Annotated in this window: 17 protein-coding genes; 6 read left to right on the top strand and 11 right to left on the bottom strand. The window is 65.4% G+C overall.

Annotated elements, in window-relative coordinates; translation table 11 throughout:
* The first annotated feature begins 11 nt into the window (after window positions 1–11).
* The 3 genes from nrdE (at window position 12) to DEJ12_RS15300 (ending at window position 3,995) form a co-directional block, all read left to right on the top strand.
* On the top strand, window positions 12–2,117 hold the full coding sequence (gene nrdE / locus DEJ12_RS15310; RefSeq protein ID WP_111030645.1) for a class 1b ribonucleoside-diphosphate reductase subunit alpha: 2,106 nt from the start codon (window positions 12–14) through the stop codon (window positions 2,115–2,117).
* 90 nt (window positions 2,118–2,207) lie between these two features.
* Window positions 2,208–3,182 carry a class 1b ribonucleoside-diphosphate reductase subunit beta gene (gene nrdF / locus DEJ12_RS15305; protein WP_017886894.1) on the top strand — a complete coding sequence of 325 codons (975 nt, stop codon included), beginning with the start codon at window positions 2,208–2,210 and terminating at the stop codon, window positions 3,180–3,182.
* Between the two features lie 399 nt (window positions 3,183–3,581).
* Window positions 3,582–3,995, top strand: a complete 414-nt coding sequence (locus DEJ12_RS15300; RefSeq protein ID WP_111030644.1) for a hypothetical protein — start codon at window positions 3,582–3,584, stop codon at window positions 3,993–3,995.
* Between the two features lie 774 nt (window positions 3,996–4,769).
* On the opposite strand, the gene DEJ12_RS18120 is transcribed toward DEJ12_RS15300, so the two are convergent.
* From DEJ12_RS18120 to DEJ12_RS18115, 6 genes are all read right to left on the bottom strand, one after another.
* Entirely contained in the window at window positions 4,770–4,925 is a 156-nt protein-coding gene (locus DEJ12_RS18120) for a hypothetical protein (protein WP_173208362.1), read from the bottom strand.
* A gap of 197 nt (window positions 4,926–5,122) precedes the next feature.
* Complete coding sequence (locus tag DEJ12_RS15295; RefSeq protein ID WP_111030643.1) at window positions 5,123–6,136, bottom strand: ImmA/IrrE family metallo-endopeptidase; 1,014 nt, start codon at window positions 6,134–6,136, stop codon at window positions 5,123–5,125.
* Window positions 6,133–6,801 (bottom strand): hypothetical protein, encoded by a 669-nt coding sequence (locus tag DEJ12_RS15290; RefSeq protein WP_111030642.1) that lies wholly within the window; start codon window positions 6,799–6,801, stop codon window positions 6,133–6,135. Before DEJ12_RS15290 ends, DEJ12_RS15295 begins: the two co-directional genes overlap by 4 nt.
* A complete protein-coding gene (locus DEJ12_RS15285) occupies window positions 6,798–7,325 on the bottom strand; it encodes a sigma-70 family RNA polymerase sigma factor (RefSeq protein ID WP_181433103.1) in 528 nt (175 codons plus the stop codon). Before DEJ12_RS15285 ends, DEJ12_RS15290 begins: the two co-directional genes overlap by 4 nt.
* Before the next feature lie 441 nt (window positions 7,326–7,766).
* Window positions 7,767–8,192, bottom strand: a complete 426-nt coding sequence (locus tag DEJ12_RS15280; RefSeq protein ID WP_111030640.1) for a hypothetical protein — start codon at window positions 8,190–8,192, stop codon at window positions 7,767–7,769.
* Window positions 8,193–8,222: 30 nt separating this feature from the next.
* Window positions 8,223–8,384 carry a hypothetical protein gene (locus DEJ12_RS18115; protein WP_181433102.1) on the bottom strand — a complete coding sequence of 54 codons (162 nt, stop codon included), beginning with the start codon at window positions 8,382–8,384 and terminating at the stop codon, window positions 8,223–8,225.
* Between the two features lie 286 nt (window positions 8,385–8,670).
* Here DEJ12_RS18115 and DEJ12_RS15275 point away from each other — a divergent pair, with 286 nt between their 5' ends.
* From DEJ12_RS15275 to DEJ12_RS15265, 3 genes are read left to right on the top strand one after another with little or no spacing between them, the layout of a single operon-like run.
* The gene (locus DEJ12_RS15275) at window positions 8,671–9,093 is read left to right on the top strand and encodes a hypothetical protein (protein ID WP_111030639.1); all 423 of its coding nucleotides are present in this window, start codon (window positions 8,671–8,673) and stop codon (window positions 9,091–9,093) included.
* Between the two features lie 43 nt (window positions 9,094–9,136).
* On the top strand, window positions 9,137–9,346 hold the full coding sequence (locus DEJ12_RS15270) for a hypothetical protein (RefSeq protein WP_111030638.1): 210 nt from the start codon (window positions 9,137–9,139) through the stop codon (window positions 9,344–9,346).
* Entirely contained in the window at window positions 9,343–9,807 is a 465-nt protein-coding gene (locus DEJ12_RS15265) for a hypothetical protein (protein WP_111030637.1), read from the top strand. The genes DEJ12_RS15270 and DEJ12_RS15265 overlap by 4 nt, the downstream gene beginning before the upstream one ends.
* A 165-nt stretch (window positions 9,808–9,972) precedes the next feature.
* On the opposite strand, the gene DEJ12_RS15260 is transcribed toward DEJ12_RS15265, so the two are convergent.
* The 5 genes from DEJ12_RS15260 to DEJ12_RS18335 all read right to left on the bottom strand — a co-directional run bounded on the left by DEJ12_RS15260 (window position 9,973) and on the right by DEJ12_RS18335 (window position 14,677).
* Window positions 9,973–10,845 (bottom strand): carboxypeptidase-like regulatory domain-containing protein, encoded by an 873-nt coding sequence (locus DEJ12_RS15260; protein WP_181433101.1) that lies wholly within the window; start codon window positions 10,843–10,845, stop codon window positions 9,973–9,975.
* Between the two features lie 232 nt (window positions 10,846–11,077).
* The gene (locus DEJ12_RS15255) at window positions 11,078–12,313 is read right to left on the bottom strand and encodes an acyl-CoA dehydrogenase family protein (protein ID WP_111030635.1); all 1,236 of its coding nucleotides are present in this window, start codon (window positions 12,311–12,313) and stop codon (window positions 11,078–11,080) included.
* Window positions 12,314–12,728: 415 nt separating this feature from the next.
* Window positions 12,729–13,154: a hypothetical protein gene (locus DEJ12_RS15250; protein ID WP_111030634.1), complete on the bottom strand. Its 426-nt coding sequence runs from the start codon at window positions 13,152–13,154 to the stop codon at window positions 12,729–12,731.
* A 96-nt stretch (window positions 13,155–13,250) separates the two neighbouring features.
* Window positions 13,251–14,069, bottom strand: a complete 819-nt coding sequence (locus DEJ12_RS18110) for a CPBP family intramembrane glutamic endopeptidase (RefSeq protein ID WP_258370568.1) — start codon at window positions 14,067–14,069, stop codon at window positions 13,251–13,253.
* A gap of 194 nt (window positions 14,070–14,263) precedes the next feature.
* Complete coding sequence (locus DEJ12_RS18335) at window positions 14,264–14,677, bottom strand: DUF1648 domain-containing protein (RefSeq protein ID WP_375334586.1); 414 nt, start codon at window positions 14,675–14,677, stop codon at window positions 14,264–14,266.
* Between the last annotated feature and the right edge of the window lie 8 nt (window positions 14,678–14,685).

Below are 14,685 nucleotides of genomic sequence, written 5' to 3'. Positions count from 1 at the left end.
CGCAGACGGGGATGGACTACCACTCCCTCAACGCGATGCTCAACCTCTACGACGCGGACGGGAACATCCAGTTCGACAAGGATCGTGAGGCCGCCAAGCAGTTCTTCCTGCAGCACGTCAACCAGAACACCGTCTTCTTCCACAACCTGAAGGAGCGGCTCGACTACCTGGTCGAGAACGAGTACTACGAAAAAGCCACGATCGACATGTACTCGCTGGACTTCATCCAGCGACTCAACGACCTGGCGTACTCGAAGAAGTTCCGGTTCCAGACGTTCCTCGGCGCGTTCAAGTACTACACGAGCTACACGCTCAAGACGTTCGACGGCAAGCGGTACCTGGAGCGCTTCGAGGACCGCGTCGTCATGACCGCCCTCGGCCTTGCTCAGGGCAACGAGCAGCTCGCCATCGACCTGGTCGAAGAGATCGTCGCCGGCCGCTTCCAGCCCGCGACCCCCACGTTCCTCAACACTGCGAAGGCACAGCGCGGCGAACTCGTCTCCTGCTTCCTGCTCCGCATCGAGGACAACATGGAGTCGATCTCGCGCGGCATCAACTCCTCGCTGCAGCTCTCGAAGCGCGGCGGCGGCGTGGCCCTGCTCCTCTCCAACATCCGCGAGGCCGGCGCCCCGATCAAGCAGATCGAGAACCAGTCCTCGGGCATCATCCCCGTGATGAAGCTGCTGGAAGACTCCTTCTCCTACGCGAACCAGCTCGGTGCGCGTCAGGGTGCCGGCGCGGTCTACCTCAGCGCCCACCACCCGGACATCATGAAGTTCCTCGACACCAAGCGCGAGAACGCCGACGAGAAGATCCGCATCAAGACGCTGTCCCTCGGCGTCGTCGTGCCGGACATCACGTTCGAGCTCGCGAAGAACAACGAGGACATGTACCTGTTCTCGCCGTACGACGTCGAGAAGGTCTACGGCGTCCCCTTCGGCGACGTCCCGATCTCCGAGAACTACCGCGCGATGGTCGACGACTCGCGCATCAAGAAGACGAAGATCAAGGCGCGTGACTTCTTCACGACCATCGCCGAGATCCAGTTCGAGTCGGGCTACCCGTACATCGTGTTCGAGGACACGGTGAACAAGGCCAACCCGATCAAGGGTCGGATCAACATGTCCAACCTGTGCTCGGAGATCCTGCAGGTCAACACCCCGACGACCTTCAACGAGGACCTGTCCTACAAGGAGATCGGTAAGGACATCTCCTGCAACCTCGGATCGCTGAACATCGCGCTGACGATGGACTCGCCCGACTTCGGCAAGACCATCGAGACGGCCATCCGCGGCCTGACCTCGGTCTCGCAGATGTCGCACATCACCTCGGTGCGTTCCGTCGAGGACGGCAACGACAAGTCGCACGCCATCGGCCTCGGCCAGATGAACCTGCACGGCTACCTTGCTCGTGAGCGCGTCTACTACGGCTCCGAAGAGGGCATCGACTTCACGAACATCTACTTCTACACGGTGCTGTTCCACGCCCTTCGTGCGTCGAACAAGATCGCGATCGAGACCGGCGAGACCTTCGACGGCTTCCGCGACTCGAAGTACGCGTCGGGTGAGTTCTTCGACAAGTACACCGACCAGGCGTGGACCCCCGCGACCGCTCGTGTTGCCTCGCTCTTCGACAACGCGAACATCACGATCCCGACGCAGGACGACTGGAAGGCGCTGAAGGCGTCCGTCCAGGAGCACGGCATCTACAACCAGAACCTGCAGGCCGTCCCGCCGACCGGTTCGATCTCGTACATCAACCACTCGACGTCGTCGATCCACCCGATCGCGTCGAAGATCGAGATCCGCAAGGAAGGCAAGCTCGGCCGCGTCTACTACCCGGCGCCGTTCATGACGAACGACAACCTGGACTACTACCAGGACGCGTACGAGATCGGTGCCGAGAAGATCATCGACACGTACGCCGCGGCGACGCAGCACGTGGACCAGGGCCTGTCCCTGACGCTGTTCTTCAAGGACACCGCCACCACGCGTGACATCAACAAGGCGCAGATCTACGCATGGCGCAAGGGCATCAAGACGATCTACTACATCCGTCTCCGCCAGCTCGCGCTGGAGGGCACGGAGGTCGAGGGCTGCGTCAGCTGCATGCTGTAGAGCTGCCGCTCTGCTCCCTGGAGGCGCGGTGCCAAACCGCACCGCGCCTCCAGTCCGTCACTTAGTCACCATCTCTGTAAGGAACACACGTTGGTCGAGAAGCTGAAGCTCATTGATCGGGTCCAGGCCATCAACTGGAACCGCATCCAGGACGACAAGGACGTCGAGGTCTGGAACCGTCTCGTCAACAACTTCTGGCTGCCCGAGAAGGTGCCGCTGTCGAACGACGTGCAGTCGTGGAACACGCTGACGCCGGCCGAGCAGACCCTGACCATGCGTGTGTTCACCGGTCTGACCCTGCTCGACACCATCCAGGGCACCGTCGGCGCCGTGTCGCTCATCCCCGACGCGATCACCCCGCACGAGGAAGCCGTCTACACGAACATCGCGTTCATGGAGTCGGTGCACGCCAAGTCCTACTCGTCGATCTTCTCGACCCTCGCGTCGACGCGTGAGATCGACGAGGCCTTCCGCTGGTCCGAGGAGAACCCGAACCTGCAGAAGAAGGCGTCCATCGTGATGGACTACTACCAGGGCGACAACCCGTTGAAGCGCAAGGTCGCCTCGACGCTGCTCGAGTCGTTCCTGTTCTACTCGGGCTTCTACCTGCCGATGCACTGGTCGTCGCGTGCCAAGCTCACGAACACCGCTGACCTGATCCGCCTGATCATCCGTGACGAAGCCGTCCACGGGTACTACATCGGCTACAAGTACCAGAAGGGCCTCGAGACCCTCACGCAGGCCGAGCGCGACGAGCTCAAGGACTACACGTTCTCGCTGCTGTTCGAGATGTACGAGAACGAGGTGCAGTACACGCAGGACCTCTACGACGAGGTCGGTCTGACCGAGGACGTCAAGAAGTTCTTGCACTACAACGCCAACAAGGCGCTGATGAACCTGGGCTACGAGCCGATGTTCCCGAAGAACATCACGGACGTGAACCCGGCCATCCTCTCCGCCCTGTCGCCGAACGCCGACGAGAACCACGACTTCTTCTCGGGCTCCGGCTCGTCGTACGTCATCGGCAAGGCCGTGAACACTGAGGACGAGGACTGGGACTTCTGATCCTGGTCTGACCTCTGGGGACGCCCCGCTGGCTTCGGCCGGTGGGGCGTTCTCAGTCGACGGACACCGTCGCCGATGTGGCCGGATAGCGGTCGCTCATCGAGATTCGTTTCGGACGAGCTATGTGAGACGCGAACGCCGTGATGAACGTGCGGTGGGAGGTCTTTTCCCCTGAGGGGCCGGCTTACGGGCAGCATCTCGCACCGCACCGCACCGCACCGCACCGCGCGGCGTTACTCGCTAGGTTGATTGAAGTTCGGTACTGCCGACGTGGCGAGCGGGAGGGATGACGATGGGTGCTGGGGTGCTCCCCTGGGTGCCGTGGGTTGGCGTCCCGCTGATTGTCGCAGCCATCGTGTATGCGGTCCTCTCGCAGCGGCGGAAAAGGTGAACGAGGTAGTGCAGTTCTCCCGGGCCACGAAGTATCTGCTGTCTGGGCTGCTGTCGTTCCTAATCATCGGCACCGCCGTCCTTGCCTTGTTTGCTGGCCCTTGGATGTTGATGCTGGTGGCGTTCCTGGTCTTGCTCTGGTGGCGGCTTTTCGCTCTGAAGGTCGTGTTCGCTTCGAGCCAGCTCGTCCTCATTGGTTTGGTCTCTGTACGACGAGTACCGCGGATGAGCGTGCTCCGGGTCGAGGAGGGGGCTGTCGTTGTCGTGATGAGCAAGCAGGGTCATGATCGCCGCATCACCATCCCGGTCGCTATGGGTGCCGCCAAGATCAATGACCACTCGCCTGATGCACGGGTGAAGCAACGCATCGACGCGGCCTACCGAAGATGGCTTGCGGCGCCAGTGACGTCCGCATCGGCCTGAACGCGACCCGCCCTCTCGACCACCGGAAGGCGTGCAACTAGCGAGTGCGCCTGGTGAAGGATCGGCTTGCGGGTCTCTTTCCTGCCCGTGAGTATTGCCCATTCAGCTCGAGCGACCGGTTCCTCCTCGCCGGCGCAGCCGGCGGGGAACCAGCATAGGAAGTGGACAGACGTGTGATGCGACGCTCAGCGCTTGACGGTGGAGCCTATTGGGCGGTCCATGTCGGAGAGGCCGGCGCAGCGCGTGGGATCGGTTTGGTCGCCAGCACGCGGCCGCTCAGGGGCAGGCGGGACAAGACGAGCCTGGTGCGGGCCGTCAGTCATATCCGGTCAGCGTCGGTGCCGCCGGGTGTGCTCCAACTGGGCTCAGGGTCACTGCTCTCGCTGTCGCGTAACTAGTGAGGTGGGTTGACACTCAGAGGTGATTCTTTATCCAGTCGTTGACGTTCTTCGACACTCCATGCGTCGCCCAGGACTGCCCGGTGACGGTGACGACGGCGACAGCGTCGTTGCTGTCGACGATCTCGCTGATGGCGTCGCGGAGCTGCTTCGCGGTGAGGTCGGTGTCGACGAACTAGCTGCTCTTCGCCGGGCGCGCCCAGCTCCGGTGCGACTTGAGGTATGTGATGAGGGCGTCATACTTCTGCCCGGTGGTGTTCAGGTCGTAGTTCACCCAGTGAACGGCCATGGTTGTTCTCCTGTTGATGCGATGCGATGCGATGCGTTGGTGGTGGGCGGGTGGGCTGCGAGAAGGTCGCAGCCCACCCGCCGCTGATTACTTTTCGTTCCGGACACCCTTGTGCTGGTTCGCGCTCCCGTTGAGGATGCGGCCCGTGCTGGTGTCACGCTTGAACCACTGACCGTTGTGCTGGAACTCGCTGCGTCCCTTGACGGCACCGTTGCGGTGCCCGTTGCCGGTGTTCTTTGCCACTGTTGTATTCACCTCCGCTCTGAGCGAGAGTCGGCGGTTCCGCCACGCTCACTCAGTAGTCGGAAGGAGAGGCGCCGACTTAAGCCCCTTGCGCGGATACTTCTGCGACATGTCGGCACGGCGGTGCGGCAAAGGGCAGGAGGACATCGAAGGAGTGGAACTGCAGAGAACGACGCCCCGCGCCATGCGGCGGCGGGCTACTGGCAGTCGATGCAGACGCCCGTGCCGTTGATGAGGTATGAGTTCTTCAAGACTCCGCATTCGGTGCATGCGCGGGCGCGGGCGGCGTTCCGGTCGCAGCGGCACTTGCCGCAGACCGGGCAGTGCGGTTCCCGACACGTCGCGCACGGCCACCCGCGCACGGATACCGGCCCCTGACAGCAGGAGATGGCGATGGTCGGCCGTTGGTCGTAGTCGCGTTCGCCGATCGGCTGGGCGATGCCACTGCTGCCGCTCCAGATGTTGGCGTCTGCGAAGACGGCGATGACGTACCGTCCGTCGCGGACAGCGTCGACCCAGAAGTCCGCTTGCGCTCCCCAAGGAGCACGCCAGCCGATGCGCCGTCGGAGGGGTGTGCCTGCGTGGAGTTCGAGGAGGGGGTTTCCAGGGTCGAGGATCTGGTTCCGCCAGGGGTAGACCGTCGGCCACCCGTGCTCTGGATCGGGGTGCACTGAGGCGTGCGCGACGGCGCCGTATTCGGGGTCGATCATCGCGATGGCACCGAGACCTCGGAGTTGCTCGGTGAGGGCGATGATGCAGACCGGTCGACTTGCGCGCGTGGTGCGATAAAGGTCGATGACGTCGGCGGCTTGCAGGGGCCGCTGTAGCGGCGGCAGTGTCGCCGCGGGAAGCAGCAGCGCCTGCGCGATGCGGTCGCAGAGCATCTCGAGCAGATGTTCCGGACGGTATTGGTTCGCAATCCAGTCGTAGAGGCCAGCGTTCGTGACGAGGATGTGCGCGAACTCGTGGGCGAGCGTGAATTGGTCGCGGTCGCTGTTCGAGGAAGCGGCGTAGAGCACCACCCCGTCTTCCAGGAACGACAAACCGTCACAGGTACCATCGGCCGCACGTTGGATGCCGAGATGTTCAACCTGCTCGACGATGAGGCCGAACTCGTCCTGCATGGTTGCGGCGGGGTCGGCTGCGAATCGTAGTCGTTGCTCATCGGGCACGGGCTGCAGTGCTTTCGCGACAGCCCCGGTTAGGTTCATCGTCCTTCTCTACTTTCGAGCGCGCTGATGAGCGCCTCGATTGAGGAGAGCGTGTCCTCGACGTCTGTCCGAGCTCCGCGGTGCACAGTGCTGAGGGCACGACGTTCTAGGGCACCCCGGGCCTCCGGAACGGCCATCTGACGTAGTCGCGCCCACCGTGTGACGAGCGAGGCGAATCTGGGGGAACGGCGGAGCTGCTGGACGAGGTCATCCTGCTCCGCAGGCGCGGACGCACTAATGAGCTGTTCCGCTGAGGTGTTCAGCAGTGCGGCGAGAGCGGCGATGACAACGGGAGGCACCTCAGCGGCGTTCGTGGTCTCCCACCGCATCACGTCCGCCGGAGTGAAAGTCCACCCACGTCGGTTGAGCTCGGTGGCGACGCCGCTGACGGTGCGCTGTCGACGTTGCCGCTGCGCGCTGAGGAGGCGACCGTCGAGGCGTTTCTCCGGTGACGGTACGAGGCCAAGGAGCTTCGCCGCCCGGTCGTCCTCAAGCGCTGGAGCGCCTGCATACCGGGCGAGGTTCTGAAGTTCGTCCACGATCGCGGCGAAGGGTCGTAGGTCGGCGGAAAGTTCGGGCAGCGGAACGGGCGCTGATCCGTCGTCGCGGTTCAGTCGACCGGTCGCCATCAGTCGGGTGACGAGGTCGTCGTTGTCGGTGGTCATCGTTTCGCTCCTTCCATTTGTTGCCGCAGCTTCTGTAGTGCTTTCGTGAGGATCTGGGAAATGCGGGCCGGGGTGACCCCGAGCGCTTGCGCGACGTCCTTCTGCGGCTCGTTCCGGATCGATACGCGGGCGATGACGTCCCGTTCCCTGTCGGTCAGCACGTCCCACGCGTCCCACACCTCGGCAACGGCCAGGCCCTCATCGAACGCATCCTCGACCTCTACGTACGCGTCAACGGGGTGCGGGAGATCCTCGAGCGCTTCCGGCGCGCCGGCATACCGCTTCGGATGCAGGCTCCGGATCGCGTCGATGGCGCGGCGCTTCGTCATCGTGATGACGAACGCCTCCGGATCCTCCACACCGGTGGGACGCTTGTGGAGCAGTTCCTCGACGACAGTGAGCACGACATCTTCTGCGTCGCGTTCAGCGCCGACCTTCGCCAGCTGCGCGGCTGCGATGCGGTGGAGCATGTCTTTGTGGGCACTGTAGAACGCCGCGATGCCTTCCGGTGTGGATAGGTCCATCGGTCCCCCCAACGTGTCAACGACTGCCATGCCGGCTGCGAGCTACATTCACATCATGGAGTCGTCGTTCGCGTGGGGGAAGTAAGTCCTCGAAACCGCCGGGCGTGTCGCGCGGAAGATGAGGGCCCCTGAGGTGCCGCCGGAGGCTGGTGACGGTGATGGCAGTCGGGGTCACGGCGCCGCCTGCCATCGTGGCGGAGCCCGACTGCCGTCCTGCTGCTTGGACGTCAGCTGCTTCGTTCCGTGATGCGGGGGTCGGCCGCACCGTGTCGACTAGCCTCTATCGCGCGTGGGCTCCGCAACGACCAGACGCCCGCTCCGAGCGGAACCGGCAAACCCTTCGAGTACCCAACACGAGTTCGGGTCATGGAGCCGCTCGCCGTCCGGAAAAGGATCCCGCCCTAGGGGGTTGACCCTTGTGCGAGCGGTTAGGCGCCCGCGCTAGTAGCTGTACTCCTGAAGCACACGTCGCACGATGGCGAGATCCTCGTCGTGGCGCTGCACGATGTTCGTCCTGCGCACCTCGAAGTAGCTCATCGGGATGATTACGAGCCTGATGCCGTGCGCCGGAATCAGTTCGCGACGACGGTCGTCATAACGCTTGCGCTGCAGGCCCCGGTGCATCCCCGAGACCGTCATCGTGTCCGGCTTGTCGAAGTGGCGCACCTGTTCAGTGTGCTGCTTTTCGTGGAACTCGACCACGAGCGCACGGTCGGGCCAGTACGCATCGACGGGCAGTGTCATCCGTCGCCCGGTCTTCGGCGACGGGTCTCCTTCGAGCCAGTCGAACCGGTGCTGCCGGAGGCCCGTGTCCCCGAGTGCCTCCTCGCACAGCCCGAGCACGTACTCCTCGTTCTGCTTTGCCATGCACTGACCGTAGCGGCACTGCTCTCGTGGCTACTTCGCCTTGCGCTGAGCCTTAAGTCGCGCCTTCAGCTTCGCGTTCTCTTCCTTCAGCCGCTTCTTCTGCTCGCGGAGCTTGCGCTTCTGCTCAGCATTCTTTGTGTCCTTCGCCTTCTCGCGCGGTGTGCGGTTAAGCGCGCCTTTGGTGCGGGGCATGTCCGGGTCCTCCCGACGGGTACTGGTGCTCGGAGCCTATCCGAGCACCACTCGACTAAGCGTGGCGCCCGCTTTGGAGCGCCACTGCGGGTTTGGCGCTCGCTCGTTGAGCCTTCACTGACGACGATGATTCAGCCTGGTTTCAACGGAACGCCGACCACCTGCGGTTGGGACGCCGCACCGTCGTCGGTGCGCTCGACTTCTACCGAAACCGCTGCAACGGGCGAAAGTGACCGCTCAACGATCGAGCATTGGGTCCGAACGTCGTCGGTGACATCATCGCGAGATGCACAATCTTTCCGACAGCTACATCGACTCCATGCCTACCGACCCGGACCTCTTGGTGGAGCTTGGACGCGTAGCTTGGGCCGCGGCGCGTCTACATGCCGGAGTGCGTGACGCTATCAACTGCCACCACGGGGTTCCCTCGGACGCGCCCTTCGAAACGACGCTGGGACAAGCGATAGCGGAGCTTGAACGGCTGGCTCAGGCATCATCACGGGCGGATCAAGTGGATTGGGTCGAACTCAGCGGCCGGCCCGCGTCACGGCGCCGGAACGCAGTGATCCACGCAGTCGCGTATACAGCCGAGGACGGGCGGCAAGCCATCGGGACCGTTGACCATTCAGCGCCGGGGCGCTTTCTCGTGCCCGAGCTCCGCAAGGTGACGCTGGCGCTCATCACGGCATCGATGACCCTGCCCGCCTGACCATCGTCATGCGAGACAATGTGTTCGCCGTTACGTTGAGCTGGTGACGCCGCCGAAGTATCCGCGCCCGTTTGCGTGGTTCATGGTGATCGCAGCCAGTCTTCTGCTCGCGCTCGGACTGCTGAACCTCATCATCAACACCACCCGCCCCGGGTCGTGGCTTCTGTTGATGGTGCTCATGCCGTGGCCGCTGTACGCGGGCTTGAAAAGCTTGCGTCTGTCGCCTACGAGCACGTGGAGTAGCCCGCTTTGATCATCATGAAGTCCAACGGGTCAGTCAGCAGTGTGCTGAACGACACGTTCCGCCCGCTCCCGGACCAGGTGCGACGCAGCCTCGGCCTTCTCGACAACGACGACCACTTCGCGTGGCTCGTCTTCTCCGCGCCGATCGACGACCAGACCTGGCGCGCCGGCCAGCAGTCGGTCATCGACGAGTACGGCGGCTCCTACCTGCAGGCCGGTGGCACCGCCGAGAGGATGAGCGTGGAGCTGCGCCGTCGCGAGGACGACGGGGAGTACCTGTTCTACATCGTCGGCCGTGACCACGACCTCACCGAACCGCTCACGGAGACCATCGACGTGCAGGCGGCGCACGAGCCTCGGCATCCTGCCGAGCTGTTCACGGCCGACCAGGCTGCGCCGGTGTTCATGCACTACGTCGAACACCAGACGGTCCCCGACGGCTCCACGCTCCGTCTCATCGCCGACATGTAGAAGGTGGCGACGCCACCGTCGCGTGTCCGCGACCGTGTGCCGGACAGGAGGCGCGGTGCCAGCTGGCACCGCGCCTCCTGTCCGTTGCTGCTCACGCGACCGCGTGCAGTCACGCAGCCAACCGCGTTCGGCCAGCCATGTGCTGGGGATGGTGCTGGGTCCGGATCACCCGAGGGCGCCGCCCCAGAAGTCGTGACCGCCGAACACGACGTTCACCGGGACGGCCTGCGCCCGGTCGGTCACGTACCGGTACGTGCCGCCCGGACATCCGAGCCACAGCACCTGCGCGGTCGTTGTGGTCGTCGCGACGGTCCGGAGCTCCACCACGTACTGCCCGGAGGGGATCTGGAACTGCGCCGTCTGCTCGCTGTCGAGCAGCGTCGAGAACCGGGTCGAGAACGACGCTCCGGTCGTCGCGTTCGTCACCGTGACGGTCGCACCGCTCAGCTGCGCCGACGGGCTGCGGGACGCCGAGGCCGCGTAGACGACCAGGTCGTAGTCGCTGTGTGCGTAGTGCCGTGACAAGGTGACTCGGGAAGCCGGGAGCGTTCCTCGCTGCTGGTACACCCGGGTCTTCCAGACGGCGGGCGACGCCGTTCCGCTGGCGTAGGCCTCGATGCGGTACTTCCCGGTGCTCAACCCCACGAACCGGTACTGGCCCGTGCTGTCCGAGGTCGTCCGGAACACCTGCGAGGTGTCCTCGTTCCAGGCGTACATCAGGCGACCGGCGGCGGGTCCCGTCGGGCCGACCACACCGCCCTGCACGGTGGCGCCGATCACGAGCGGCACGGTGACCGCGACTGTCGAGCCGCCGCGGACGGCGATGCCCGAGCGGAGTCCGGGGGCGTAGGTCTCCGTTCCGTGCGGTGGGAGCTGCCGCGTCGTCACCGTGACGGTGTCCGGTGCGGGGATGCCGGTGAACGTCGCGGTGCCGCCATCGTCGGTGGTGGAGTTCCCGACGACGACGTCGGTGCCAATCGCTGCGAGTTCGACGTCCGCCAGCCGGATCGCGGTGCCGTCCGGCGTTGCGAGCTGCACGGTGATCGTTCCGGATCCGGCCGCAGTCGCTGGCGGCGCGATGCCGACCAGCGCGCCTGCTGCCAGCGCAACGGCCAGTGTCATCCCCGTGAGCAGTCGCATCGCGTTCCCCGATCGTTGGCCAGCCGCGCGTTGCCAGGGACTGTACGCGCACGGCGGGCGGGCGGGCGGGCGGTGGGGCAGGCACATCGCAGCAGCGGTCACGCGGAAGCCGTCTCGGCTTCGACAGGCGTCACGAGGTCCGGGTCGCACCGATCGCCCAGACGCGGGGCGGTTCGGCACCGTTGACCGCGTGGTCACCGATGATCCGCGCCTTGAACACCCACGGGTTGTGGCTGCCAGCGGTGCGAGCGTTCCGCCAGTGCCGGTCGAGGTTCTTCGTCGTACTCACCCCGGACGCCGCGAGCGCGTCGAACAGGTGCGAGGTCGCCGTCGTCGCCAGCGTGGTCAGCGCCACCTGCGCCTGCGCGGTCGCGAGTTCGGCGCGGTTGTTGCGGCGCTCGTCCTCGGCTGTGTCGAGCCCGGCTCCCTCGTACGCACCCTGCAGGGCCGCGGCGGCCCGGTCGACGATGGCGGTGGCGGCGAACCCGGCCGCCGACACCTCGCCGACGACCTGGAGGATCTGCGGGTCTGCCGCGAACGTGTCGGCGTTGCCGTGGGAGAAGACGCGGGTGCGGTTGCGGACCTCGCGCGCGATCTCCCGCTCGGCTGCGAGGACGGACCCGGCGAGGACGCTCAACAGCACGCCCTGGTAGAACGCCGTCTGGTACTTGAACCGCTCGTCGAAGGGGATCACCGCGTCGGCCTGCACGACGGCGTCGTCGAAGGTGCTGGTGCCGGAGCCGGTGGTGCGCTGCCCGAACCCGTCCCAGTCGTCGGTGTGCGTGACCCCGGGCTGGTGCGCGTCGACGATCGCGATGACCCGCTCGCCGGTGTCCGTGCGCTCGGCGTAGGTGTCGATCCAGTCGGCGAAGATGCTGCCGGTCGAGTAGTACTTCTGCCCGGTGATCCGGAACGTCCCGTCCGGCTGCGGGGTCACCTTCGTGATCACGTCGCCGACCTGCACTGACCCGACCTCGGTCCACGAGTTGCCGGCGATCTCACCGCGGCCGAAGCGGTCCAGCCACCCCTCGCGTTCCCCGGTCCGTGCGACCAACCGATCCTCCACCAGTGCGAAGTGGCCGCGGAGCGCCTGGGGGATGTTGCTGTCAGCGGCGGCGAGTTCGGTCAGCAGGCGGAACAGCTGGGGCAGGGTCGCCCCGGCTCCGCCGTGGGCGACGGGGACGCGGACGGCGCCGAATCCTGCCGCGGCGAGTTCGCGGATCTCCTCGAACGGGAGGCGGTGGTCGCGTTCGCGCTCAGAGGCGCCGGCAGCGATGCGGTCGAAGATCGGACGGAAACGGGCGAGGAGCTCGTCGTCGGTGCCCCCGTCGATCGTGCTGTCGGCGGTCTGGTTGCTGATGGTCACGAGGACTCCTTCGTGCTCTGGGCTGCTACCTGTCGCGTTGTGTGGCGCCGGGTGGTGTCGATTCGTCCGGTGTGGGCGGACAGCCCGACCAGATGTGCGCCATCGCGAGACTGTGGCATCGCCGAACGCCCGCGAGAAGGGTTGTGTCGATGTGTGTCGGAGGGTGACTTCCCATGACACGTGACCGCGCTGCGACGAGGTGGGGGTTCGCAACAGCCTCATCGCGGTGCTGCGCGTGTGTGATGGCCGCGGAGCCCGTCGGACGAAGACGGGCACGCTCTTCCGAGAACCCCGCGTGTACCACGTTCACAAGAGCGCGCATCAATGACGGAGCACGCACCCGCCAGAGGACCGGCCGCTGCCTTGCTTGGTGTGGGCGAAAGCCGTGGTCTCGGCGCCGTTCACCCAGTGGCGTTCAGGCCGGCGGGGTCGTCCCTGCGCCTTCGGTGTCGTCCGCGCCCGCAAGACCTGTCCCGGCCTGATCGAGGTTCTCGTGGGGGTCACCCATGTCCCCGGTTGCAGCGCCGGTGTGGGACAGCCCGAAGTGTTTGCGGACGGCGTTCGCCTCGTCGGGGGACAGGGTACGTCCGGCTCCGAGGGACGGCGCGTCCTTGATCGCGTCCTTCGTGTACCCGACGTGCACGTCCGTGCCGTCGAACGTGGCGTCGTCGGCGGGGACGAGCGCCTGGTGTCGCCCGAGCAGGCCGGTTGCGACACAGACGTAGGCCGCGCTGCCGTCCTCGTCGGAGGGGAACACCTGCACGACCTTGCCGACTGACACGCCGTTGCGATCCCGGACAGTCGCACTCTCGACCTGGTGGATGACGTCCTTGGTGATCATGAACGTAGTCAACGCCCTCGAGGCTGACGCTTCGCAGACGCCGACTTTCAGGCCGGAGGGACCCGACCCTCGGGGTCCGAGGCTGCGGTGGTCCGCTCAGTCCCTCGGGCGTTCGCCCGGCGACTGGAACAGCTCGTTGTTGCGGACCTCGGGCCTGTCCAGTTGCGAGCCGTGTCGCTGGCGAAGTCGAGTTGCCCGCAACACGCACGCCGCGATCAAGAGCGCCATGACGACCCATCCGGTGATGGCGAGCGGCCCGACAAGGCGTTCGTCGAACGGCGGGAAGAGCATGGACTGGTACGAGGCGAAGCTGTTGAGTGCCGCATGGGCGAGCACGCAGGGCAGAAGCGATCCACTCGCAAGCCGAAGCCAGCCGATCAGCACGCCCGCGCCGACACAGCCGATCATCATCATGATGATCCCGAGGGGATTGCGTTCCTCGTAGTTCAGGCCGAGCAGGATCGCGGGAGCGTGCCAGAGACCCCAGATCGCGCCGCTCACGCACAGCGCCCATTCAGTGCCGAGCGGCAGCAGTTTCGGGAGGAGCCAGCCGCGCCAACCGACTTCTTCGCCGGTCGCAGCGATCGCGGTGATGGCAATCCCGATCGGGAGGTTCAGCAGTTGCAGCAGCGCCAGGAGCGCCATCGGCATCGGCGGTTGCTCGCCCGTGACTCGAACGATGAGTTCTTTCGCCACGGAGTGTTCGGGGTCGAGCTGCACCCACCCGAACAGCATCCCGAGGCCCCAGCTGCCGGAGATCAGCACAGCAGCTCCGGCGATGCCTGCGAGAGCGAAGCGCCAGCCTCGACGCGTGAAGAATCCTGTCAGCCCGAGCGCAACCAGGATCGCCTTCCCGCGGCGACGTTCGAGCGTGACCGCGACCAGCAGCGCTGCGAGGCCCGGTGTGAACATCATCGCCACGGTCGCGATGTACGCACCAGGGTTCCCGACGGGGTCCGAGAGGTCCGCGCTCGCCTCAATTGCTGGCCAGAGCAACACCCACGCCGCAACGTAGGCCAGGCACACGAACACGCTGACCACACCCCACCGGGTGCCCCGCGACCTCCCAGCTGCGGTCTCGCTCTCGTTCTTTCGCCCCCTGATCTCCCTCATGGTGCCTCCTTGTCGAGTCGTAGCAGCCAGTACGGAACGACTGCCCACGCCGGGCCCGCCAGGATTGCCCACCAAGCTTCTGGTGGCACGGTCGAGGCCGCGACTCCCGCGATGTTCAGCCAAGTGATAGCCACAGCGGCGATGAGTCCAGCGGTGACCGCGCAGGCGATCCGACCTTTCCGCCGATCTCGAGCGAAGGCAGATCCGACCGCAGCGACGAGAAAGAGGGTCTGCACGGAGGCGAGAAGGATCACCGTCCCCAACGGGGTCCCGTATCCGTCTGGGCTGCCGTCCGGACCGAAGGTCGTAGCGATCCGATCGGGGAGTCGGTTCCACCATGCACTCGTGACTGCGATCTCGATCAAGACGGGGACGGCCGCCGCGAGGGAGCCAAGAGACGCGCTACGCACGTGCTGCG

The sequence above is a fragment of the Curtobacterium sp. MCLR17_059 genome (genome assembly GCF_003234665.1).
Lineage (GTDB): Bacteria > Actinomycetota > Actinomycetes > Actinomycetales > Microbacteriaceae > Curtobacterium > Curtobacterium flaccumfaciens.
The sequence above is the reverse complement of the archived record's forward strand: the minus strand, read 5'-3'. Positions and strand labels throughout refer to the sequence as shown.

Excerpts from the sequence above, each read along its gene's own strand:
- nrdE (WP_111030645.1), top strand. The coding sequence starts at position 12 with ATGGACTACCACTCCCTCAACGCGATGCTCAACCTCTACGACGCGGAC.
- DEJ12_RS15285 (WP_181433103.1), bottom strand. The coding sequence starts at position 7,325 with ATGGACCTATCCACACCGGAAGGCATCGCGGCGTTCTACAGTGCCCAC.
- DEJ12_RS15250 (WP_111030634.1), bottom strand. The coding sequence starts at position 13,154 with ATGATCACCAAGGACGTCATCCACCAGGTCGAGAGTGCGACTGTCCGG.
- DEJ12_RS15295 (WP_111030643.1), bottom strand. The coding sequence starts at position 6,136 with ATGAACCTAACCGGGGCTGTCGCGAAAGCACTGCAGCCCGTGCCCGAT.
- DEJ12_RS15275 (WP_111030639.1), top strand. The coding sequence starts at position 8,671 with ATGCACAATCTTTCCGACAGCTACATCGACTCCATGCCTACCGACCCG.
- DEJ12_RS15280 (WP_111030640.1), bottom strand. The coding sequence starts at position 8,192 with ATGGCAAAGCAGAACGAGGAGTACGTGCTCGGGCTGTGCGAGGAGGCA.
- DEJ12_RS18115 (WP_181433102.1), bottom strand. The coding sequence starts at position 8,384 with ATGCCCCGCACCAAAGGCGCGCTTAACCGCACACCGCGCGAGAAGGCG.
- DEJ12_RS18110 (WP_258370568.1), bottom strand. The coding sequence starts at position 14,069 with ATGATGTTCACACCGGGCCTCGCAGCGCTGCTGGTCGCGGTCACGCTC.
- DEJ12_RS15290 (WP_111030642.1), bottom strand. The coding sequence starts at position 6,801 with ATGACCACCGACAACGACGACCTCGTCACCCGACTGATGGCGACCGGT.